Origin of the sequence: Mycobacterium arosiense ATCC BAA-1401 = DSM 45069, assembly GCF_002086125.1 — a bacterium.
Lineage (GTDB): Bacteria > Actinomycetota > Actinomycetes > Mycobacteriales > Mycobacteriaceae > Mycobacterium > Mycobacterium arosiense.
On record NZ_MVHG01000082.1, the window covers coordinates 1 to 23,133 of the forward strand.

Consider the following 23,133-nt stretch of genomic DNA (forward strand, 5'->3'; position numbering starts at 1 on the left):
GCGGGGCGGCCTCCACTTCCGAGGCCGCCCCGCCCAGCCCCGCAAGTCCGGGCCCGCCGGCACTCGTTAACGTTGACGCCCCGCCCGCACCGAACATGCCCGGATTCATAAAATTCATGAACGGGCTCAGCAGGGATTGGAACTGGCCCAGCCCGCTTGACCCCAGCCCGCCGCTCAACGGTGAGGAAAGCCCTTGTAACGCTTGGGGAATGCTGCTGACCAACTCCGGGCCCATCGACAGCATCGTCTCGCCGTCCAAACCGGCGGGCAAGCCGGCGTTACTGGCGAAATTCATCGGCTGCTGTCCGGCTGAGGTGCCGCCCGACTGGCCCAATGCGGCCGCTTGCGCCGCCAGCCCCATTGGATCAGAGTTCGGCAGCGGCGGGACGAACGGGACCAGCGTGCCGGTGATGCCAGAGGCCTGGCCGGCGAAGCCATACATCGTCGAGGTGTCCTGGGACCACATCTGGGCGTAGTGAGCCTCGTTGGCCATGATCGCCGGGGTGTTGAACCCCATGAAGTTGGTCGCAACCAGCGCCGCCAGCTGGGCGCGGTTCTCGGCGATCACCGGCGGGGGCACCACCCCCGCCCGGGCGGCCTCAAACGCCGCCGCCGCAGCAGCCGCGGCCGCAGCCGCCGCCTGGCATTGCTCGGCGGTGGCGATCATCCACACCACGTACGGTGCGGCGGCCAACGCCATCGTCATCGACGACGGACCCAGCCACGCCGTGCTCGTCAGCGCCTCGATCACCGCCTGAAACGCCGCCCCTGCCGAGCCCAGCTGCGCGGAAAGCGCCTGCCACGCCGCCGCCGAGTCCATCAAAGACGCCGAACCCAGGCCGGCATACATCCGGCCTGAGTTGATCTCCGGTGGGACCTCGTAATCCATGGCTGGGGGCCGCGACCCGCGGGTTAGACCATCGCGACGGTGTTGATCGCCTCGGTCGCGGCGTAGTCGGCCGAGCTGGCACCCATCGTCGAGACAAACATCGCATGAATCACCGACCCGATCGCCTGAGTCACCTGGTACACCCCGGCGTGCGTGCCGAACGCCGCGGCCAACAGAACCGAGGCAGGCTCGGGCGCCGGCGGCACCACACCCAGCGTCGGCGCCGCGCCCGCAGCGTTACCCGCCGCTACCGCCGACCCGACCCCCGCCAACCCCGAAGCCGACGCATCAATCCCCGCAGGTAACGCCTCGACAAACATAGAAATCCTCCCCGCAAACAGCCGACTGGACCATTAACCCGGTCTGATGACAAAAGTGTATCGGCGCGCACCGACTTATGCGCGGCCCATCAGCGATCTAGCCCAACCCGGCATCGGCTACTTGGACGTAAATTCCCGATTCGCCCGATTCGGCGGTATTCATCAAGAATCCGCGGCCCCGCGGCATCGAATGCCCCTTCCATTTCCCCTTCACGAAACCGGGGTCCGGGTCAGAATCCATGACCAGCAGCGGCTCGGTGGCATCCCGAAGCAGCCTCAGTACCGGATCAGCCCCCAGCCCCGCCATGAACGCCCCGAACAGTCGGGTGTAGACGATGTGCAACCCCACGTCGGCGCCCGCCTGGACGAACGGAGCGATCGGGACCAGCGGAGAGTCGTAGCCGGCCGGCAGCCGCTCAGAATCATCGATGATCAAAAAGACCTCCGGGCCCTGCCAGTTCCGCTGGCCGATCTGATCGACCGACACATCGTCGCTGGGCATCCGCGGCGCAAGCACCTGGGCCAACTCATCCATGCGCTGCTTGACCGCCGTCGGTGTCGACGCGAAGCGGTGCACATACGACGAATCCAGCACACCCAGCAGCTGGCGGCGCGGATCAATCAGCCACACCTGCGCGGCCGGGCGGCGCGCCTGCCCTCTCCCCACCTGGCCTGTCGACGTCTCGGCGCCCGGGGCGAAGACCCGTCCAATCTCGCGCATCACCGTCGCGCACGCCGTGGTGCGCCCACACTTGGTTTGCCCCGTGATCACCAGATGCTGGCCGTCGAAGAACACCGGACGCTCGGTCTCATCGAGCGCCCACACCATCGCCGACGCCGCCCGGCCATCCCCGCTCGCGCGGGCGGCCAGCTCGGCCCGCGCGACCCGTTGCGGCAGCCGGCGCACCTTCGCCGCCGGGGTAAACCCGCTGGCCACCCGGTCCACGGCATCGGCCACGCTGCGTGAGTCGAACACCTCGCCAGCGGTGGACTCCAGCGCCGGGCGCGCCATCAGGGTGTGCAACCCCACCGGGTCCCAGCCGGCGCGCTCGTAGTTCTGTCCGATCATGCCGCGCCCTGGCCGGCCCGAAGGGACCTCGGCGGCCAGGCGCGGCTTGGCCACCAGTTGGGCATCGTTGATATCGGCCAGGCGCAGCTCGACTCGAGACCCGAAGTCCCCGCGTACCGACACCTGCAGGTCGGTGCTCTTGGAGACCGCGGCCACCACGTGAATACCGAACGTCGGCCCTTCCTTGATCAGCCGGTTCACCTTGTCTTCGACCAGCGCCGGATACTCACTAGCCAGCGCCGCGTAGTTGTCGATCACCAAAAACACGTCGCCGTAACCGTCATCGGGCATCGGCCCGGGCTCACGGCCAGACTTGCGTCGGCGAAACACCTCCATCGACATCACGCCGGTCGCCTCGAAACTGCGCTTACGTGAGGCCAGCAGCGCGGCCATCTCCGCCACGGTGCGGCGCACACCGTCGCCGTCCAGCGACATCGCCACACCACCGACATGCGGCAACTCCGCCACACTGCCCAGTGCCGCCGAGGAAAACGCCAAGCAGTAAAACTGCACCTGCTCGGGGGTATGGGTCATGGCCGCCGCGCAAATCAGGTCCTGCAGCGCCGTCGTCTTGCCCGAGCCCTGAGCGCCGACGATCACCACATTGGCTCCCGGGCCCGACACGTCAATCGTCAACGGATGCTGGTCGTGCTTGAACGGCCGGTCCACCAGCCCGATCGGGAACACCAGATTCGGGGTGCGCGCATAGTCGCTGTCCCAGCGCCGCCCCAGATGGGTGTTCACCAATTTCTCCACACTCCACGGCGCATCCAGCGGCGGCTTCCACAGCCGGTAGGGCTCAAAGTCAATCCGGCGCAGTTGGTCGATGATGATGCGCCCCACCTGTGGGCGCATTAGCGCAGTGACGGCCTCGGCGTCCTCGCTGTCGCGGGGCGCCTCGATCACCTCGGCGACGTCGCCGCCCGCATCGTCGGTGGCCGCGGAGGCCTCGGATTCATCGGGCAGCGGCAGCGGGGTGAAATCCGTGGAGAACAATTGCGGCGCAAAATAACTGACCGACGCCCCCTCAGCTTGGGGGCCGCCGTCGAGGTCTTCGGTGCCGGGCTTGCGGTACTCACGCCACAAGAACTCGCCTTGAAATTTCGTCAAGGTGCTATTCGACGGGCTGCCCTCTAAGAAGTAGCACTGTCCAGAACCCTTGAGGTTCACCGCGTTCGGCACGCCGATCGCCGCGGCGGCCTGCGGTGTTTTCGTTTGCAGGGCCAGCCGATACCCCATGTTCTCCAACAGCGCCTCAGCGCGGGTGTCGATCTGCTGGCTGGCCATGTGCAGATGAACCCAATACGCCCGGCCCTGCCGGCAAATTCGATCCAGCGCCACCTGGATCTCACTACCCATCAACTTGAACAGCTCGGCGAACTCGTCGATGACCACCATCAACACCGGCAGCGCAGGCAACACCTCGGCGGCCCCCGACGACAACTGATCCGCGCGCAGCTTGTTGTATTCGGTCGCATCATCAGCACCGGCCAAATCGCACAAGGCTTTACGCCGGGCGATCTCGCCGTCGAGCGCGTCGACGAAGCGGCCCATCAAACTCTGGTCCTCTTCGAGGTCGGTGATGATTTGGGCCACATGGGGCACCCCAACGAACGGCCGCACACCCGAGCCGCCTTTGAGGTCGGCCAACATGAACTGCAGATTCTGCGGCGGGTGCCCCAAAATCAGCGACTCAATCAGCGCCCGCAACATCATCGTCTTGCCCGAGCCGGTGGTGCCGGCCATCACCCCGTGCGGGCCCTGACCGCCCTGGGAGCCCTCTTTGAGGTCGACGAAAAACAGCTCGTTGTTATCGGCGCGGTTACCCAGCGGCACCTTCAGCCGCTGCGGAGAGTTGATGTCGCTGCGCGAGGCCCACAACCTCTCGAAATCAATATTGGCGGCGTCCTCAATGCCGTAGTACGACAGAATGTCTCGGGCCATCACCCGCTGCCCGGTGTTGATTTCGATCGCCTCATAGGCCTCGGCCAGCCGCCACCGCGACATCCGCTCGGCGAACGTCTCGGCCGCGTCGCGACTGATCTGATCGGCGTAGGCGAAAAACTGCGGCTCGTTGCCCTGGGCGTCCCACGTCACCGGGTCGCGCGGCACCGCGTTGATCACCGCGTTCTCACCGATATACAGCACCCGGCGCGGATCACGGCACGCCGGAACCCGGCCTGAGCCGCGCACGTCGAAAAACGTCAACCCGTTGACCCCTTCGGAGCTTCCGAAACGATCCCAACCCACCTCGGTGTCGCACACAATCAACGTGTGCGGCAACGGGTTAATCGGGTCCTTGGACGCTCCCAGCCGGGCCCGGAAGTCCCCGCGCCCACGCAACGACAGCGCATCCGCCTGCGCGGCAAGGAAATCGGCCACCGACCCATACACCATGCGCACCGGGCCGGCGCCATCCTCGACCACTGGGTCACCGGCATGCGGCAGCCACTTCACCCAATCCCACTCGGCCACATCAGAAGTCACCACCACCAGCCGCAAATGATCAGGGCCGTGAAAAAACACCAACTCGCAGATGATCGCGCGCATCAACGCCAGCACCCGCTCGCGCGGCCCGCGCAGCTCATAGCCGGGCTCCACCATCAACGACACCAGGGCGGGCACCCCATAAGCCACCGTCTGGTACTGCATGAACTCCTGGAGAACCTTGCCCGTCACCGGCTCGAGCTCGATATCGGTCGGCGCGTCCTGCGGCTCGGCGAACATCGCGGTATGCGACTCCACCAAATCCGTCATGCCCACCCCCACCCGGGCCACCCCGAACCACGTATCAGAACCGTTGGGTTTGCGCTCCCACATCCGTACACTGCCCACGCTGGCTTCCAGCGTGTCCGGTGCGGGGTGATACCAGCGGTAGTTCTCATCCAACCGGTCAGCCAACTCCGAAGTGGTTCCCCGCAGCTCGTCCATGACCATGCAAAAACGCGCCCGCAGGGCATCGAGCTTCGAGCGCGACATCTCCTGCGACCCGCCGCGCCCGCCGAACAGCATCGCCATCAGACCACCGACCATCACGATCGGAAACAACGAGCCCGCCCCGGTAAACGAGCGGGCCCCGCTGGCGAACGACACCCACACCATCGCGCCCACCAAACCCATCAAACCGACAATCAACACCACCGACCACAGCGGTTTGCTTTGCGGCGGCGGAACTTTCAGCGGTGTCGGCAGCTCAATGGTTTCAGGGCGAAACGACGGCGCCTCAGCGGCCTCCTTGCGGGCAAACCCATGCTTCACGACTTCGGCACCTCCAATTCAGCCGGGTTGGCATCGACAGGCAGCGTGTTGTGGCGCACCAGCGCATCAGCGCGCGACAGCGCCGGCCCGGCGGCCAGCAGCCGTAACGCCAGCCACGGCGCCGGGCTCGGGGAATGTTTCTTCAAACCAAGTGCGTTCATCGTGTCCTCCTCGCGTGGCACCCCGAAACGCACACCTGATTCCGAGATCCACCACAACGACTCCACCGTGGCAGCTGACGGTGAATTACCGGTTGACACCACATAATTGGCGAACTCGGGGCCCAAATACACGCGGTCGGCCTGCATCTGCGTGCCCGGGGTTTTCACCAAGTCCACCACCTTGTCCACCTGGGCTTCGGCCACCGGGATGGTCGGCCCGGCGATCACCGACGTCGTCGCCATCGACTCCCCGCTGACTTTCTCCCAGTGCCAGCAGGTCGCCGCGTTGAGCTGGCTGTCGATCACCTGCGGCGGCGCCGGCGGGAATGCCGACAAATCCAGCGTCTGCACCACCGGCAACTTGGCCAACACCGGCCCGGCCACCACCGGCATCACCGCACCTGCCGGCCCGGCATTTTGCAGCACCTGAGCCACCACCGCCGACACCGGCTGCACGCCATCGGTCAGCACCACCGAGTAGGCCGTCTGACCGCCCACCTGAGGAGTCGACACCACCGTGCCGATCGGGCCCGGCGCCCCGGCGAACCGTGCCGGCAACCCAGCACCCGGGATCACCGGCACCGACAACTCCGGGCCCACCGGAATGGCATCAAACAACGCCCGGCTCATCGGGCGCGACCCCAACACCGCATCCTCGCCCAACCCCAGCGCCAACAGCACCGCCCGGGCGCCCTGATTAATCAGCGACCGGCGGCCATCGCGGATCAACCACACCGCATCCCCATAGCGGCGCACCATCGCATCATCAGGGCCCAGCACATGGCGGCGCGACCCCAGATCCGGCTCGCCGTCAATAATTGTCACCGTCACCGGCTCCGGTGCTGCTGTCCCGAACGCTTTGGTGATCTCATCGCACACCAGCCACGACGAGCGGCCCGGCGACGTCGCCGCCATATCCTGCGGCGCCCCCGCAATACCGACCAGCGGTCCCCGTGGGTGCGCTTCAATCTCGCTGCGGCGCACCCGAACCGGGTTCGCCGCCTCCCCGACGATCAGCCGCGCCGACGACAAATTCAGCGCCGGATACAGCTTGTCCCCCACCCGCACATACAGCGCACCCGAATCCTGATCCGCCAAAATCCGCGCCTGCCCCGCCGAACCAGCCGGGCGCACAAACGACCAAAACAACGCCCCCAGACACAGCACCGCGGTGATCGTCACACCCGCCAACATCGCCATCGACTGGCGCCGGCCCGGTTCGGCCTCCATCCGCACCCGCCGCCGCGTCATCGCCAACACCGCCCGGCGAGCAAAAAACATGTGCCCCGACACCTGCACCCGTGTCGACAACCCCAAACCGCGGCCGCGCCAGCGCGACTCGTCGGCCTTATCGACTCCCGGCTCAACCACCGCTACATCCCCACCGTAAAATCGTTACCCGACAATTCTTTTCACTACAACACGTCCACGTGGGAAGCCCGAATACTGGACATGGCCGCCCGGCGTGGGTGCCTCGATCACTTTCGTCGAGGACACCGCGAGTTGCACATGCTCAGGCCCGCGGCCCGAGAAATCGGAAAATACCAAATCACCGGCCCGCACATCAGCGCGGTCCACCGGCGTGCCCACCCGAATCATGTCGTAGGTCATGCGCGGCAACCGCACGCCCGTGTGAGCGTAGGCGTCCATGACCAGTCCCGAGCAGTCGTATGTTCGTGGCCCCGTCGCCCCCCACACATACGGGCAGCCCAGCTTCGTCTCGGCGTACTGCACCGCCCGCAATGCCGTCGCGCTGCCTCGGCGATCGCCGCCGAACATCCAGGCACCCGGCTCACCACTCGGCTCCCCGCCGCCGCTGCGCAGGCTGCCCATCAGTGACGCAGGTATGCCCGATGCCAAGCCAGTCACGCCACTCAATCCGCTGAGGCCGCCGCCTGCGCCGCCGCCCGACGCTAAACCGCCCAGCCCGGACAGGGGCATACCCCCCATCCCCGCTAACCCGGTGCCGCGATAGCCCGCCGCCAGCTCGCGGAGCCGCAGCGCCAACAACCGGTTTTGCGCCGTGGTCTGATCCAGCTGACGCTGCATCGCCGCCAAATGCTGATCCATCGTCGCCATGATCAACTGCGCGCCCGCCGGCGAGCGCCCCAACCCAGCGGTCGCAGCCCCCACCGCGCGGGCCTGATCACGAATCAGACCCGACGCCGCCCGGCCCTGAGCGCCAACCGCCCCGCCGTCGGTGACCGCCTGCCCCGAGCCCTCATCAAGACCATCCGTACCCGTCTGGGCCTGCTGGTAGGCGCCACCAGCAGCCGTCGCCCCACCAGTCAGGCTGCTGTCCCCACCCGGGGCGGCCGGCACCGGGCCCCGCCCCGCGCCGGCGGCAAACACCTGCCCACCCTCACCGCACCCCCCGGCTGGAAACAACCCATGACCGCGAGTCAGCAGCCGATCAACCCCAGCCACGAACTCCCCAACACTCACCCACCAAAATTAACCTGAGCAAATCCCCCCGGCCACAGCCACGCACAATTGCCCCTCACTGTAGGTTTTCGCCGTCGGCGACATCTCCGGCTACCGCTGACCTGCGATGCTCCCGGTTGTCTCGCGGCGGTTCCGGCCTGGCTTGTCTCACGAGCCACTTCATTTCCTACGAGCCCGGCGATCAGTGTTGACCGAGGGTCTCCAGGCATATTGGCGACGACATCGCGCTGCACGAAGTCAGTCGAGGTGCCGGTCGACATCCATCCGTTGGTGCAGTATGCGCACCACATTGATCACGTCGCCGGTGACAATCCGGTAGTAGAGCGTGTGCGATCCAACAGCGTGCTTCCGGTAGCCAGGGCGGAGTTCGTCGCAGGCCCGTCCGATCATCGGATTGTCCACCACTCGTTCGATCGCGCGCTGGATTTCACGGACGTATTCCTCGGCCTGATCGTCATCCCAGCGCTGGCAGGTGTAATCCCAGATCTGTTCCAGGTCGGCGCGGGCGGCGGGCGAAAGTACATACCGGGTCACCGGCGGCGAGATTGCTCAGCTCGCTTGCGCGCAACGAACTCATCGAAGTCGAATGGTGTCGGCTCACCACTTCGTTCGCCGGCGTCGAGTGCCTTGCGCAATGCGCGCAGGCGGGTCTCACGATCCTCAAGCAGCCGCAGAGCAGAACGCACGACGTCACTGGCCGAGCGGTAACGACCCGACGCCACCTCCTCATCGATGAATGCGCTGTAATGCTCGTCGAGGCTGAACGACGTATTCTTACCCACACATCAGATGATACCAACTATTGGTATCCTCGCCCTAGTTGGCCACGGTAGTGGCTGCGAAGGTTGACGGATCCGCCATCGCCCACCATCGTTCGAGAGATTCCGCCACGGATCGCCAGACCCTACACCTCTCGTCACCCACCACCACCTCACCTGTAGGTTCTCATTTCGTGTGTCATATCGCGGTCGTGCGACCTGCGGTGATGCAGGTTGTCTCGCGCCGTGTCATCTGGCTCCTGTCTCAGTTTCGTGTCATTTTTTCACCGACGGTCTCAATCGTGATCATGTCTCTGGCGGCCGGCCAAGCCGCCGAAACAACGGCTGCATCACTTCCGTCACTGTGACGCGAGTGCACCAGCCTCTCGCTAAGCACATCTCAACCATTCCGGGCCGTATCCGTCATGCCGTCACATTGACACCTCGCGACGACGGGCGCGACAAACACTCTGTCGCGCAACGCATTACACGGGCCGCGCTCCGCTTTACGTAGCCCGTGTACCGAGATGGCGCCCAGATGCTGCTCCGACAACAGCTGGCAGGGTCGCCGACTCTCTTGGTTTGCCGGATTCTGGCCCGAATCGAGCGCATCCGCGCCATACCGACTAAGAAACGGCCACCGGCGCGATCCTCACACCTCGGCCGCGGGGACCGACCCTCAGGCATTTGCGTCACGACGACGTTTCTTTCGAATGGCGTCAGACCCAATCATCCTGTCCGCCTGCACGTTCCATGTCGCGTGGTGGATAGTCGTCATTGTCCATGAAAGAAGCCTATTTTCGATAATTCCCTCTGCTGCAACGTATTTGATCTCCTGTGGCGGAGCTCGCCGACGCTAGATGTGCCAGCGCCGATGACCGATCATCAGCCGGTGGGGTACCGGCATCGTTGTAACTGCACCACTCGCACGCCCCGTTTCAGCGCGGCGGCAAGGTCGTACCGGTTTTAGTTCGAGTTCGCGCCGCCCCGCGGCCCGCTCGGGAATCAGTGAAGCAATCCAAGCCAGTGGGCGACGGTGCCAGCCAGGCTGTGTTTCGAAATGTCCGTGATCACCAACGTAACCGCAGCGACGACGAGCGAGGCCATCGCTATCCATATCGCTGTCCTGGCCATCCGAATGGACCGTAGCGACGACGTCAGTGACGCCGCCGCCGTCAGGATGCCGCGGTAATCGTTGTCCGCGGCCCGCAGCGTTTCCAGCGTTCGCGTCTGTTCATTCAGCAGGTGTTCGTTCATGTTGATCGACTCACGTGACGGACCGCCGTGTTTGGCATGTTCGGCGACGAGATAAGGCGAATCTTCGAAAAAGAACTGTGCGTGGTCGCGCTGCGAGCCGTGGGCGTTGTATGCGCGAATATCTCGGTCGATGCTGCTCATGTCGATGCTGAGGGTCAGCAGGCTTGCCCGCAGTCGTTCCAACTGGCCGTGTTGGCGAGCAGCGTCTCGCATCGACGCGTAACGCGCGTCGCACACGTCGAGCATTTCGCTGATCGACAATCGCAGAAAGTAGTCCTCAATCGCCTCTTGGACGTAGTGCGCTATTGAGCTGTCACTCTGGCCATATCCATGGGACGTCAGTGTCGTCGCGAGGCCGTCAACGATTTCGGATCGGTTACCCCACAGCGCCCACGTTCGGCGATCCTCCATGTCTGAATCGGATGGTATCTGCCGTTCCCCGAGGGTCATTGCCGGGAACTTGGTCGACCTCTGAACGTAAACCGTATGCGGCAAACCGAGGGCGCGGACAGCTCCCTCAACCCCTTCAGCTGGACGCGTCTCGGGGTAGGCGCTTATCTCGTTGAGCAGTACGACGTCGAGTAGGGGCTGCGGCTGTCCATTTGTCGCAAAGAACCCTGGCCATTTGGCGGAGAACCATTGCCGTGCAGCGTCATGCAGGCGACCCCGTTCCTCTTGCACTCTTCGAAATGCCACAAAATCCGGCATCAGGGGACGCGGCCACTCTCCACCCCATTTACCCCAATACATTTCAGGCTGGTAATCCCGGTGCCAGGCCGCGTCGAGCCGAGATATCGCGGCGTCATTGAGGTCGAACTTCGCCATGACAGCCGTAATGCCTTGGCTGATCTGCAGTGCTTTGAGTTCGACTCGGTCGAACTCTATGGGCATCTTGCGGCGGACAGCATCACCGACCATGACGTTGCTGCCGCGACGCACGACTTCACCGAGATTCCACCAGGGCCAACCGTCTCCCGACCGGGCCTCGTCGAGCGTGGGCATGTAGTGGCGGCCGTACATTCGCAACCGTTTTGTGTCCCAGCGGTTTCGCTTTATCGCTCGGTCCAGGTTCCCCTTAACACTCGGTGTGAAGAGCTCGACGATGAACAGCGACGGGATTTGAACATGATCAGTGGGTGGAACTGTGCACAGATCCTCATCACCCCACCGGAAGCCAGCTAACGCCCTTCGGTGGCTGCGGTACTGCATGTTCAGGTTGATGAGATAGTCGAGCGGCGTCAGGAACCGGTCAGGCGCCAGCTTGGCGGCTCGCGTACGTCGCACCCAATAGAGAACCTTCTCGACGCGTTCAAAGTGGCGGTCGCGCTCGTCCGAGGCGGGCTTGCGCCTCGACCGCGCGGCAGCGGGGTCTTCGCCAGCTGTCCCGTCTTCTGCCGACTCGCCCGCGTCCGTCATGGTGACGATGTTAGAAACGCGCGCCGACAGCAGTCGCGCCGACGCGCGGGGCGGTGCGCCCCGATCTCATCAGGTTTCGGATACACGTTCGCCCGCCGGTAACAGACCTGCCAACCCGGATGTGTACCGATAATGATCAATTACGCCGGATCGTCAACGTCGGCTGCGCCAGCATGGCGCATCGACATACAGTGAGCGATTCCCACTGGGGAGTCGGTCTGTCGGCGCGCGGACTTAGCTGGGCGAGGACCGCCGCCCGTACCGCGGCTGATGACGTCATCCTCGCTCGAATCCACGCGGCGTGATGGGCAGGTATGCCCGGCCGCTGGTGGAGTAGAGCCGTCGATCGCGCTGGCGGGCAGGCAGCGCGACACTGCGGACTTCGCTGCCGGCTGCTGCAGCTGATATCGACCACTCCCGAGGGATGTGGTAACCAGCGACGTGGTGGATGGTGCCGTCAACCGATCCGTCCGGCTTCAGCTTTATCAGCTCGTGGGCCGCACGCTTGAGGTGGTTCATAGCCCGCATTGTGGCTCCGTATATGGCCATCTCGACAGCCGCGTTGCTGACGTAGTTGATGGTCCCACTCTCGCCGAGGTAACGGCGGCGGGCCACGCTCCAGAGGGAGTCGAGCGCATAGGTGATGAGCACCGAAACCGATAGTTCACGGCCGGGATTGGAGTCCTCCATCGTCAGCCACCAATGCGCTTCGTCCCTGGCCGCGTTGGGTGAGGCCTTCTTGTGCAGATAAACGTGGGTAGGGCCTTCGTGCAAAATGACCGGCTCGCCGTTCGTCGGCTGCCAGGCGACCTTTGCCTCGGCATCATCGACGGCGACGGCGCTCACGCCGTGCTTGACGGCGTTGTAGACAAAGGCGTCACCGAGGACTCGGTTCGCGCAGTCGATCAGTAGCATTGCCAGGCTGTCGATGGCGTCCTCGAACTCAGCGTCGGTGAGTTGGATGCAGGAATCGACGCGGTTCACGCCGCCCAGGAACACCGTGGCGATCTGCTCGCGGTCGAACCCGTTGTTCAGCGCGGCGGCGAGCTTCGCCTTGTACTCGGCGAAGTCGTTTGAGGCCGACATTCCCAGCCAGGGGCATTCGGGGTGCTCCACATGGGCGAAAAACAGCCGCAACAGTGCCTCGGAGGCGTGGTTTGCGATCATCACGGCCTCCATGCGGATGTACCGCTGCCGGGGGTCAGGCCCGGGCGGGGGCATCGGCCCAAAGGGCGCGGTTCCGATCACCCGGTCACTCCCATATAGCGGCGCGAGTTGGTCGTCACTGCACGCCATGAGCGACAGCGACTCGGTGCGCATCTTGATGAACTCCGCGGGGTCGGCGGTGTAAAACACGGCATTTAGTTCTGGATATTGGCCGGGGTCGAGCCGACGTCCCTTCGGATCGTCTTTTTCCCACGGCTTCTGACCACCTCGATACTTGCCCATGAGCCGAAGTGTAGGAACGGCCCCCGACGATACGGCTCGCCGCGCGGTAACGCTCCCTTCATTCCGCTCTACACCAGCAGCCTGTCGGCATGCGCGCGTAGGCTTCACGGTCGATGAAGAAGCACACGTTCGCCCTCCACTTGCCCTCGACAGTCTCCGCTCAACAGGCTGCACAGGAGGCGATGAAGCACATCGAGCATGCGTTCTACGCCGATTACACCTGCCACGGTGGAAAGCCGACGAAGGATTCGCCCGGGATGAAAACGTGGACCTATAGCTACCTGGTACGGGGCTAGTGGAGGCGCCATGAGCCTGAGCACATTCGACAAGACGCGCGCCAGCCGGACCGAGGACGAGTTGCGCGCGCTGGTGGATGTTATCCACGCGTCTCCATTGGCAACACAGGAGACCAACTGGCTGGAGTGGAAGTGCCTAGATCTCGGCGCCACAGATGGTGTCTTCGCGATCGCAAAGACCATTCTTGGCTTCGCAAATCGAGCAGTCGCCGTCGCGGAACTTGCATGCGAAGGGGTGGCGTACATGGTCGTAGGCGTCGAACCGCAATCGGCTCCCGGCATCACCGCCGTCGACCACGCAACACTGGGACAGAAGATTAAGTCGTATCTAAGCGGGCCACGGTGGACCCCACACTATGTCGAATACCGCGGCTCGACTGTGCTCGTCATCGTGGTCGAACCGCCCCGAAACGGCGACCGGATCTTCGCTCTGATGAAGGAGTTCACCAAGGGCACAACAAGTTTCAAACGAGGCACTGTGTTTCATCGCGGCACCGCCGAAACCGAGCAAGCGGGCCCCGGTGAAATAGACATGCTGGCTGATCGCTGCGCGGCGAGCGCCGTCGCTGCTGATATGGCGCGACTAGCCGACGCCCAGGACGCCTGGAAGGACGCCGAGCATTCAAGGCAAGCGCGGGCGGTCGGAATCGTGCCGGCGCAATCGAACCTCGGTCGGACCGGGTGGCGCGTCGGCAACAGCAGCGACCATGCGGTTACGAACGTGCGAGTACGGACAGCCATCGGTGGGAGAGTCACCGTGTATCACGGTTCAGGGCCTGAGCAAGTCGACGAGCACGAAGAGGCAGTCGTGCCAGCGCACAGTACGTCTCAGCTGACAATCAGACCGGCCGATTCCGAGGGCTTGTTCACGGACCCTTCTGAGGCTGGACGCTTACAGGTCACTTTCGAGGACGCCAATGGCCACATCTGGGAACGCATCGGTTCCCAGCTCAGAGAGCTCAACTAACGTCATTCGCCCAGTGCCAGTGGCTCCTACCGGGTTTCGGTACACGCCACGAAGATGACTGGCTGGAAAGACAGCACCCTTTACCCACTATGGCCCGGTTATGGCCCGGGCGGCCAAGAAAACGCATCTACCTTGTGGTCCCGGCTGGGATCGAACCAGCGATGGGTCTGAGGGTTGGGCGACACGTTGATGGACAACCGCTGATATCAATACACTTCGCCAGCTTGAGATGTGTCGTTGCAGCCATCCCATCTGCGGGGTTGGCCACCAATATCGTTGGTGCACAACACATTCACGAGTCCCGTAACTCGCAGGGCGGGCGAGTGGGGTACGCCAACGTGGCGTCCAAGCTTAGCCCTACTAACCGGATTCCGAACTTCGTGGCAGTTCCGCCACTTTACGCCATGAAGTTTGGAAATCCGCTACTTAGAATTGGAACCTACACTGACGACGACTAGAACCGCCGAGTCTACTGGTGGTGTGTAGGTTCCCATTCTCGGTGTCATATCGCCTAGCTTTGAGCTGCGGTGATGCGAAGTTTCACACGCCGTGCCACCCGGATTTTGTTCCACTTTCGTGTCATATCCTTGGCCTGCCCAGAAGGATTCCTGCTCAGGCTGCCCTATTCGCGGCAGCACTGCGGCGCGGCCCGTCCTGCTGCTCTAGGCGGGTGCTCCATCAGTGAACCAACCCCGCTCAAGGCCGTGCTCGTCGGCGTAGCGGTCGAGCCTTTCTTCCACCCGACCGAAATACGGCATCAATGCCAACTGGCTGAGCAGATACCACGAGGCGGGTGTGGCGCACTGCAGCGCATCGGTCGTCAGCTCGTCGACTTCCTCGCGTCCTACACGGTCGATTTGGATTTCGAGCGCGGCATCTCGACGTGCGCGACGCTCACGTTCTGCCTGCACCTCAGCTTCACCGGAGAACCAGGAGCCCCCGTGCTCGCCTTGTGCACGCAGGTCGTAGGCTTCGTCGCTTAGCGCGTTTCGCCGCTCGGAGAGATGCGCGTAGTCGAACCGGGGCGAGAGGCGGGCCTGGCGGTAGAGCCACGCCAATCCGATGTGCTCTGGACGGTCTTCGGAACGGGCAGGCCACTCGATCGCAGTTCTGTTGGTGTCCGGGTCGCGGAGCACGAGCGCGCGAACTTGGAACCGCGCGAATCGTGTTGTCGCCGAGGCCGTCAGGTAGCGCAGCAGGTTTTCGTCGAGCCGGCCGCCGCGAGCTTGCCTCCAATTCGCGAACCACTGCCACTCAGTCGGCATGAGCTGCCCGAAATCCTCGATATCAATGGGCCCGAACTGCAAGATCTCGATGGCTCCCGGGTCATCGCGTATGGCTTCGTGGAGGTCTCGCGCATAATCATCATCGCCGGCAGCCAAGCGGATCAGCTGCGCCACCTGCCTGATCTTGCTCATGACTGCACCCTCACAATCTGCCCCTGCCAGTACGCATCGGCGATGCCCTGCATCGGCACACCCAGCGGCGGGCTGCCACTGAGCTCGAGTTCGGCCACGCGGGACGCCGGCGGATCGGGTGCGCGCGGAGGGTTTTTCGGATTTGCGGGCGTGACGAACTCTTCTTCACCGACGACGACCATGCGGACATCGTGAAATCGCTGCGAATAGTTCTGGTCGACGAGCTTCCACTTGCCCGGCATGTCGGCCGGTTCGAAATCGCCGACACATAGCCAGGTATCGGTTTCGGCGGTGTACCACTTCGCGGCGTCTTGTTCGTCCGGCTTACACATAACGACATCGATCTTGAAGTCGGCGCGGAACTTGTTTCGCAGCCCGTGCAGCCAGTGCCCGGTGTCGAAGGTCAATGCTGCGACGGGGTAGTGGGGTTGACGGCGTAGCCACTCCAGATACAGCGCGGCGTGCACCGGGTAACGGACATCGAACGCGCTCCACGGTTGTTCGTCCGACAGGTTCAGCGCCGCGATCATGCCGACTCGGCCGTAGATGGCTGTGGACAGCGGCTGGTTGATTCCGATTACGTAGACCGCTTTGCCCCAGGTGTAGAAGTTATCCCCGATGAAGAAATTGGGGGTCGGTGACCGAACGCCATTGCGATACACGTCAGCGGGCGTCGTCAAGGGTGGGTGGCCGTGCGCGGGCAGGTAGTCCTTGGCCCTGTTCGTCGGCACGTACTTCATGACGAGCGGCTTGCTGACCCGGGTGCCGTCAGCCTTACACATCGGTGTGGGCGCCGTATTGATGGCGACGAAATCGTTCCAGTCCGTTGCCGACGCTCGGATCGCTTGCCTGATCAAGTCCTCGAGATCGTCCCCGCTGTACAGGCTGTAATTGTCGTGCGGTGAGAGATCGCGTAGGTCAGGCACGTGTACGGCTTCCCGTCGATGCCCCCTTGCGCGATGACGATACACGCCCAATTGGCGGTTCTTCGACAACTCGCAGTTTGCGACGCGGTGAAAGGTCGTGAGCGAAACCAGGACGCAGATGCGCATTTTGTGGAGCCAGGCGTCGGCTGCCCAGGGATAATAGGAGCCGCGTCTATGGCGACAAGCCTGCGCGCATGGGCATCGAGAACCTCGTGCTCTACAACCTCCACTACTCGTTTATGGGGCAACACTCGTCCGCCTCTGGGTCGGATGCGCGAAAAGATTAAAACCCAGGCTGTTAAAAGGTGGCGTGTGAAAGCGTTCCGAGTGAAAGGCGCTGATCGCGACGTATGTGGCTGGCGGCGGATCGGGGTCACTCATGAATCACAGCTCGGCTGGCACACACGCCACAATCAGTCCTCCCGCAGCCTCAGGCCCCACGCAGCTGCGAGTCTATCTTTCGACGCGTTTGCCAGACCGGCGAGGCACAAGGCGCGTCCGCCGATAATGTCGTGATATGTCTAATGATTCGGGGTCGTGGCAAGAGTCGAGGGCGAGGCGATGAGCGCACACGAATTCCGCGGCGACGACTCCGGCTATCTGTGTTGGCTTGGCACCCACCCCGAGGGCTACCTGATCAACATCCACAAGAACCACAACCCGACCGATTCGCGCCTGCACCACGCCAGCTGCTACACACTCCGCAATCAGCGCGGCACGCTGACCGACCCCTACATCAAGGTGTGCGCCGATCAGGTGGCCGACCTTGCGGCGTGGGCGACTAAGGTCGTCCGCGCGGAAATTCAGCCATGCCGCAGCTGTAATGCCCGTCCTCGCCACACACTCACGCCCGCGATCGGCACGACATCGACGGGCGCCGGTCCGATACCTGCCGGCCGCTTACTCGCGCCCTCGCCGGCGCCGGGCAGCTCAGTCGTCGAGGCGTGGGCCGACGACTACATCCACTTCGAGAACGAGCCTGAGTGGCAAAAGCTCCTGCGCAACAACATCACGACTCAATGCGCGCAGCTCGCCCCATCGGCCGACGAGGTCCTACACGCCATGTTTTACGGCGACAAACCGCCGCGCATGGACATCGAGAACCTCGTGCTCTACAACCTCCACTACTCGTTTATTCGGCCCGGCCGCAACGGGATTCGCTTCGAACACGGACTCGATACACCTGAGGCACCCAATGGGCAGGCGTATCGAGTGAGCTACCGCTACGCGCTCGCACCCCGATCGGCCGGCTTCACCCATTGGGAGCAAGGCCGCACAGTAGCGTCGTTCGGCTGGACCGAACTGGGAGAATTCCGTCGCGAAAAAATCCCGGCCCAGGTCTGGTTAGCGCTCGCCCGCCGCCGCAGCGGGCAGCCGGAACCAGCGCTCGCGGCTGGGACCTCATTCGCTGTCAAAGTACAAATCCGGCCGCCGCACCTCAATTCACCCGGCCCGAACACCGAGCTGGTGAAGGGAATCATCGACGGCGTCGTCAGCGCATTCCAAGCGCACACTGACACGTCGACCTCGGGCGAGGTCGCGGCACGGCTCGCAAAAGCCCTTCCCGCCGATCCCGCAGAGATCGAAGCCCTGCTGCTCGAACGCCGATGGGCCCTGCTTGGCGCCGCGCAACGCCTTGTTTTCCTACGGGGTGACGCCGTGCAGTGGAACCCCGCCGACGACTGGTGTGACGCCGGCGAGCTGCTCGTCGCGCCGCACGCGCCGACCGGAACAGGCTGGGCGATCAGCGGGCAGATCGTCGAACTCTCGCGCCGACCCAATGCACTCGCCACAAGCTTCGACGCCTGAGGTCGTCGATAACTACGCTTACGTTGCGCGAACTCTCGCAACAACTCGTGCAGCGTCGTCACAAATGATCGGCCGAAAGCGCGGCGGCAACCCGCTCAAATGCCTTCCTTTGTTTAGCTATTCGCGCTTCTCGCTGAACTGGATCTGCCGTCCATAACGCTTGCTTCCCGGGATGAATGCTCTCCACCACCTGGAGCTTCCGCTCCTTCACCAGAGTCGGGTGCGCCTTCTCGAGGCGTCGCCAAGTATCGACCGCATCGTTCCCCTGAAGCAGCACAATCAAAAGGTCTGGCAGCCGATCGATTAGATCGGCGAGAACCGCAGCTCCCTGCTCCCGCTCGGCAGCCCGCGGGGCTCGGTTTATGTACCAGGGGTATGCGTTCCACGGCAGTACCTGCCGCACCGGAATCCCGAATTCGTTGAACAAATGCCACTGGCGTTCGGCGGTCGGATCGTCATTCTCGATGCAAAGAAAAGAGGACCCTTTCCCCTTCTGCGTCTTCGGGCCCGGATCGCGCAAGACACTCAGGACGGTCGCATCAACGCCACCATGTAGCGGTGCCACTTCAGGTACCCAGCCGCGACCGTTCGGTTCCTGCAAGGCAGCGACGAATTCATTAATCGACGCTATGTGAGCATCTTTCCGATGCGCTCGCTGCTGCTCCCGAAATTTTGGATCGGCCATTCGACGTGCCACATCAGCAGGCTAGGTGACAGCCCCGGTCTGGTGAGCGGGATCGCCGATAAGGCCGCAGATACAGGCCCCCCCTTCGGCGAGGTGCCGTCTCACTTTCGTGTCACATATGACATCGAGATGACACGACAGATGAGAATGTGACACCGAGTTTGAGAACCTACATCACCTCACCACATCCCTGCGATGCTGCGGTACAACGCAGTGGCCTTGGGCAGCTGACTCTGGATCTCGGTCAGATAGGCCCTGCGGCCGTGCGCCACCGCCGCTTCCGCCGACGATTCACCCGGGCGCTGCTGTAACCAGAAGATCGACTTCCAAATATCCGGTGACGACGGGCCGCCGTGGTGCGCGAGCCGGTCAAAAAATCCTGAGATCGCTGTGTTGGGATTATTGCGGCCCGGATAGTCCGCATCCTGCTGAAAAATGCTCCTCCACAACCCATTCGGGCTCACAGCCCGAGGACGGCACCCGCTTTCTTGCATCGCCGTAGACAAGATCGCGATCGTCTGGTGAGGCGAGTAGCCGCGGCGCTGGGCTTCACGGATGATCGCCGCCGCCACCTCACGCGGAGAGGAATCCAGCGTCAGCCCGCCGAGCGGAGTCCCCACATCGCCAGGCGGTGCGGCTTCAGCGCTGCGCGATCCTCGCGCCCCATGCACCGATCCAACCAGACGGCTCCAACCTCCTGGCAAACCCCGTAAGCCCCTCAATCCGCTGAGGCCGCCACCTGCGCCGCCGCCCGACGCTAAACCGCCCAGCCCGGACAGGGGCATACCCCCCATCCCCGCTAACCCGATGCCGCGATAGCCCGCCGCCAGCTCGCGGAGCCGCAGCGCCAACAACCGGTTTTGCGCCGTGGTCTGATCCAGCTGACGCTGCATCGCCGCCAAATGCTGATCCATCGTCGCCATGATCAACTGCGCGCCCGCCGGCGAGCGCCCCAACCCAGCGGTCGCAGCCCCCACCGCGCGGGCCTGATCACGAATCAGACCCGACGCCGCCCGGCCCTGAGCGCCAACCGCCCCGCCGTCGGTGACCGCCTGCCCCGAGCCCTCATCAAGACCATCCGTACCCGTCTGGGCCTGCTGGTAGGCGCCACCAGCAGCCGTCGCCCCACCAGTCAGGCTGCTGTCCCCACCCGGGGCGGCCGGCACCGAGCCCCGACCGGCGCCGGCGGCAAACACCTGCCCACCCTCACCGCACCCCCCGGCTGGAAACAACCCATGACCGCGAGTCAGCAGCCGATCAACCCCAGCCACGAACTCCCCAACACTCACCCACCAAAATTAACCTGAGCAAATCCCCCCGGCCACAGCCACGCACCCCCAGTTCGGCGCCCGGTCAGTGGCCGCCCTGCGGATAAGTCGGCGGCCCCAACGGCCCGTACGGCCGATACGGTTCCGGCACCATATCCCCATGCCACAGGTAAATCCCTGAACCCGGCAGGTACTCGTCCCAGCCGTAGGGCGGCGGATCACCCGACCACCCCGGCGGATAGAACTTCGCGCCGGGAAAAGCCGACTGCGGCACCCACACGCCCGAGTTGGGGCCCAACTCGATATAGGAGTCGGGATTGCCGTGCTCGTCGACCACCGTCGGCGGACCGAGGGCGCCCGGCGGAAGCACCTTGTAGTCGGGGATCTCATCAGACCTCACGAAATAGTGCGGAACCTGATCCGGATCCTTTGTCCTGTCGTAAATATCCACCCACGGCGGCGAATCAGGAAAGTTGGGCGGACCCATCCCGCCCTTGCCGGCGTAGTACGGCATATGGTGCTTGTCGCCAGGCTTCCACTTACCCGACGAGTCCAGCGGCACCGCCGGCGGCGAATCCTTCGCCCCACTAGAGAGAGTCTGATATCCCGCGCCCACCTGTCGCAACGTCGCCGACACACTCTGGTACTGGCTCTTAGTCGACTGCAACTGTCCCTGCATCGCCGACAAGTGCTGATCCATGGCGGCCATCAACAGCTGCGCACCCGCCGGCGACTTGCTCATCGGCATCAGCGCGGCTGCCGTCGTCCGGGACTGGTCACGAATCAGCCCCGACGCCACCCGGCCCTGCTCACCGATCGCGCCGCCCTGGGCCGCGGCCTGCTGCAACTCCTCATCCAAGCCCGCAACACCGGTCTGCGCCTGCTGATAGGAACCAGCGGCCCTCGAAACACCAACCCGCAAACCGCTGCCACCATCAGGCGACCCCGGCACAGAGCCCCCACCCCCGGACGTAGGCAATGCCTCGCCCTCACCGCCAGCCGGATACAGCTCCTGCGCACGTGTCAGCAGCCGATCAACCCCAGCCACAAACGCCGCAATACTCACCCAACAAAATTAGCTGACCCAACCCCAGCCAGGCCACACCCAAGCAGGCCAAAAGTGCGGGCCTCATTGGTGGTATCGCCCACCTTCTGTTCCCATATATTTATGGCACCCGATGAACTGCTCGACATCCTCAAGACCGAAACTGGCCATTGCTCGACGATCGCTCCCCGATCAGCAAAATCGGAAGGTGAACAGGCACTCGGAGACAACTCAGCGACGGGAGCACCTGCTGAAACGGCTTAGGTCAACACCAAGTCCCTTAACGGCGCCCGCACTCCAGCAACCCAGGCCGCGTACACCACGTTGAGCAGGTCCGCGCCGTGCCGCTCCCAGCACAGCAGCGCCTCCAACCGGCGGCACTTAACGAATTCCCTTGTATAGCTGACGACCTGGTGGGGGTTTTCCACGCCGTTCAATCCTGGCCGCTGGGCCACCATCATGACCAGCGCGTCCTCGTGTTCTTCGCCCAGCAACGCCCACTCTTCAGCCTTGGGCCAACGCTGCGCGACCAGCGCATGCGCCACTGACTGAGCAACCGGCGATAACTCCTCACCTGGAATCCCGAATGCCAACTGGCGGGTCAACTCTCGGCAATAGTCACGCACCATCGACTCGTCGGCTGCCACCAAGTCCGCGTACAGCGCCGCGTCCACGGTCTGCAGCCGATGCGACCGCGACGGCAATAACTCCGCAGCCGGATTATCCACCGCGCCAACCGGCTTCACACCAGTCGCTACCTCGGTCACCGCCGGATGCTCCGCCAAGAACTCCGACGACCACGCCCACGTCGTAGCCACCGCGCCCACGCTATCCCCACACTCCCGCGCCGCCCGCACCGCTTTATCGGCCGGGTTCACCCAGCCAAACCAGCGGGCATCGAACTCTTCGCTATGCCCGCCAGCCACCGGCATCGTCTTCCGCAAGAACACACCCGGCGGGATGTAGGCGGCACCGTCGTTAGTGGCCACCCACAACGTCGGCATCCCCGAGGTGTTACGGCCAACGGCCACAGCCCAATCCAAGCCAGGATCTGTCACGCTCGCGGCTCCGGCCAGCTCGGCCACCGCCATCCTCGCCAGCTCCAGATCCGACGCAGCCAAATCGCGGCGCACCGCCGCGGCTTCACGCCGGCCCGCTACCGGCATCAACCCAGTGCCCGGCCCAGACCCTGACGACCCGCCACCGGCCTCAGCAGGAACCGACGGTGCAGCCGGCGCCGAACCAACCGGCGGCGCACCCGACGTGCCCTGTGGAGGAAGAACCGACCCATACGACGTCAAGCCGCCGCCCGGAATACCAGCCGCCGGTGCGGGCGCCGGCGTCGAAGCAGCAGTCGGGGGCGCAGCAGGCACCGGAGCAGCCGCCGGCGCCGCCGACGTCGGAGCCGTCTCCACCGGCGCGGCCAACGGCGTCAACGGAGCTTGTGTCACAGGCGGAACAGCACCCGCCGCCGAAGCACCAGCGGCCAGGCCGCGGCCGAAATCCATTCCCAACGACGGCATTGGAGATCCCTGCAACCCAGGCGCGCTCAACCCAGTCGGCGGTGCCATCCCCCCGGGGAAGCCGCCGAAACCTCCCATCAGCCCCTGCAACGGGCCCATCGGAAGCCCACCGCCCGAGCCCCCACCAGGCATACCCGGCCAACCCGGCAACCCGCCCCCCATAAACGCCGTCAA

General features: G+C 64.1%; 18 protein-coding genes. 3 read left to right on the forward strand and 15 right to left on the reverse strand.

The features are described 5' to 3' along the window. The 9 genes from BST14_RS22530 to BST14_RS22570 all read right to left on the reverse strand — a co-directional run. Positions 1 to 889: PPE family protein (locus tag BST14_RS22530; protein ID WP_083066575.1), on the reverse strand; the 889-nt coding region annotated here is incomplete at its 3' end. A gap of 23 nt (positions 890 to 912) precedes the next feature. Next, complete coding sequence (locus tag BST14_RS22535; RefSeq protein ID WP_083066576.1) at positions 913 to 1,209, reverse strand: PE family protein; 297 nt, start codon at positions 1,207 to 1,209, stop codon at positions 913 to 915. A 97-nt stretch (positions 1,210 to 1,306) separates the two neighbouring features. Then, positions 1,307 to 5,536, reverse strand: a complete 4,230-nt coding sequence (gene eccCa, locus BST14_RS22540; protein WP_083066577.1) for a type VII secretion protein EccCa — start codon at positions 5,534 to 5,536, stop codon at positions 1,307 to 1,309. Beyond that, on the reverse strand, positions 5,533 to 7,068 hold the full coding sequence (eccB, locus tag BST14_RS22545) for a type VII secretion protein EccB (protein ID WP_083066578.1): 1,536 nt from the start codon (positions 7,066 to 7,068) through the stop codon (positions 5,533 to 5,535). The genes eccCa and eccB overlap by 4 nt, the downstream gene beginning before the upstream one ends. A gap of 24 nt (positions 7,069 to 7,092) precedes the next feature. Next, entirely contained in the window at positions 7,093 to 8,049 is a 957-nt protein-coding gene (locus tag BST14_RS31470) for a C40 family peptidase (protein ID WP_142279545.1), read from the reverse strand. A 330-nt stretch (positions 8,050 to 8,379) separates the two neighbouring features. Next, a complete protein-coding gene (locus BST14_RS22555; RefSeq protein ID WP_083066580.1) occupies positions 8,380 to 8,676 on the reverse strand; it encodes a type II toxin-antitoxin system RelE/ParE family toxin in 297 nt (98 codons plus the stop codon). Continuing rightward, positions 8,673 to 8,924 (reverse strand): type II toxin-antitoxin system ParD family antitoxin, encoded by a 252-nt coding sequence (locus tag BST14_RS22560; RefSeq protein WP_083066581.1) that lies wholly within the window; start codon positions 8,922 to 8,924, stop codon positions 8,673 to 8,675. Before BST14_RS22560 ends, BST14_RS22555 begins: the two co-directional genes overlap by 4 nt. 981 nt (positions 8,925 to 9,905) lie before the next feature. After that, a complete protein-coding gene (locus tag BST14_RS22565) occupies positions 9,906 to 11,573 on the reverse strand; it encodes a hypothetical protein (protein ID WP_083066582.1) in 1,668 nt (555 codons plus the stop codon). Positions 11,574 to 11,849: 276 nt separating this feature from the next. Then, positions 11,850 to 13,022, reverse strand: a complete 1,173-nt coding sequence (locus BST14_RS22570; RefSeq protein ID WP_083066583.1) for a hypothetical protein — start codon at positions 13,020 to 13,022, stop codon at positions 11,850 to 11,852. A 113-nt stretch (positions 13,023 to 13,135) separates the two neighbouring features. Here BST14_RS22570 and BST14_RS22575 point away from each other — a divergent pair, with 113 nt between their 5' ends. Next, positions 13,136 to 13,318, forward strand: coding sequence for a hypothetical protein (locus BST14_RS22575; protein WP_083066584.1), 183 nt, complete (start codon positions 13,136 to 13,138; stop codon positions 13,316 to 13,318). Between the two features lie 10 nt (positions 13,319 to 13,328). Then, the gene (locus tag BST14_RS22580) at positions 13,329 to 14,285 is read left to right on the forward strand and encodes an AlbA family DNA-binding domain-containing protein (protein WP_083066585.1); all 957 of its coding nucleotides are present in this window, start codon (positions 13,329 to 13,331) and stop codon (positions 14,283 to 14,285) included. Between the two features lie 662 nt (positions 14,286 to 14,947). Here BST14_RS22580 and BST14_RS22585 read toward each other — a convergent pair. Further along, complete coding sequence (locus BST14_RS22585; protein ID WP_083066586.1) at positions 14,948 to 15,703, reverse strand: hypothetical protein; 756 nt, start codon at positions 15,701 to 15,703, stop codon at positions 14,948 to 14,950. Beyond that, the gene (locus BST14_RS22590) at positions 15,700 to 16,629 is read right to left on the reverse strand and encodes a hypothetical protein (protein WP_083066587.1); all 930 of its coding nucleotides are present in this window, start codon (positions 16,627 to 16,629) and stop codon (positions 15,700 to 15,702) included. The genes BST14_RS22585 and BST14_RS22590 overlap by 4 nt, the downstream gene beginning before the upstream one ends. Positions 16,630 to 17,190: 561 nt before the next feature. Between BST14_RS22590 and BST14_RS22595 the strand changes: the two genes are divergently transcribed. Continuing rightward, a complete protein-coding gene (locus BST14_RS22595; protein WP_083066588.1) occupies positions 17,191 to 18,438 on the forward strand; it encodes a hypothetical protein in 1,248 nt (415 codons plus the stop codon). Positions 18,439 to 18,496: 58 nt separating this feature from the next. On the opposite strand, the gene BST14_RS22600 is transcribed toward BST14_RS22595, so the two are convergent. The 4 genes from BST14_RS22600 to BST14_RS22615 form a co-directional block, all read right to left on the reverse strand. Next, the gene (locus tag BST14_RS22600; protein ID WP_211280787.1) at positions 18,497 to 19,135 is read right to left on the reverse strand and encodes a uracil-DNA glycosylase; all 639 of its coding nucleotides are present in this window, start codon (positions 19,133 to 19,135) and stop codon (positions 18,497 to 18,499) included. A gap of 167 nt (positions 19,136 to 19,302) precedes the next feature. Next, the gene (locus tag BST14_RS22605) at positions 19,303 to 20,319 is read right to left on the reverse strand and encodes a hypothetical protein (protein WP_245845632.1); all 1,017 of its coding nucleotides are present in this window, start codon (positions 20,317 to 20,319) and stop codon (positions 19,303 to 19,305) included. Between the two features lie 157 nt (positions 20,320 to 20,476). Next, positions 20,477 to 21,313 carry a hypothetical protein gene (locus tag BST14_RS22610; RefSeq protein ID WP_083066590.1) on the reverse strand — a complete coding sequence of 279 codons (837 nt, stop codon included), beginning with the start codon at positions 21,311 to 21,313 and terminating at the stop codon, positions 20,477 to 20,479. Between the two features lie 383 nt (positions 21,314 to 21,696). Next, a complete protein-coding gene (locus BST14_RS22615) occupies positions 21,697 to 22,602 on the reverse strand; it encodes an EspK C-terminal domain-containing protein (RefSeq protein WP_083066591.1) in 906 nt (301 codons plus the stop codon). Between the last annotated feature and the right edge of the window lie 531 nt (positions 22,603 to 23,133).

What these genes read in the sequence shown, in the direction of transcription:
- BST14_RS22535 (WP_083066576.1), bottom strand. Translation starts at nt 1,209, where the DNA reads ATGTTTGTCGAGGCGTTACCTGCGGGGATTGATGCGTCGGCTTCGGGG.
- BST14_RS22565 (WP_083066582.1), bottom strand. Translation starts at nt 11,573, where the DNA reads ATGACGGACGCGGGCGAGTCGGCAGAAGACGGGACAGCTGGCGAAGAC.
- BST14_RS22570 (WP_083066583.1), bottom strand. Translation starts at nt 13,022, where the DNA reads ATGGGCAAGTATCGAGGTGGTCAGAAGCCGTGGGAAAAAGACGATCCG.
- BST14_RS22575 (WP_083066584.1), top strand. Translation starts at nt 13,136, where the DNA reads ATGAAGAAGCACACGTTCGCCCTCCACTTGCCCTCGACAGTCTCCGCT.
- BST14_RS22580 (WP_083066585.1), top strand. Translation starts at nt 13,329, where the DNA reads ATGAGCCTGAGCACATTCGACAAGACGCGCGCCAGCCGGACCGAGGAC.
- BST14_RS22585 (WP_083066586.1), bottom strand. Translation starts at nt 15,703, where the DNA reads ATGAGCAAGATCAGGCAGGTGGCGCAGCTGATCCGCTTGGCTGCCGGC.
- BST14_RS22595 (WP_083066588.1), top strand. Translation starts at nt 17,191, where the DNA reads ATGAGCGCACACGAATTCCGCGGCGACGACTCCGGCTATCTGTGTTGG.
- BST14_RS22615 (WP_083066591.1), bottom strand. Translation starts at nt 22,602, where the DNA reads ATGCCGGTAGCGGGCCGGCGTGAAGCCGCGGCGGTGCGCCGCGATTTG.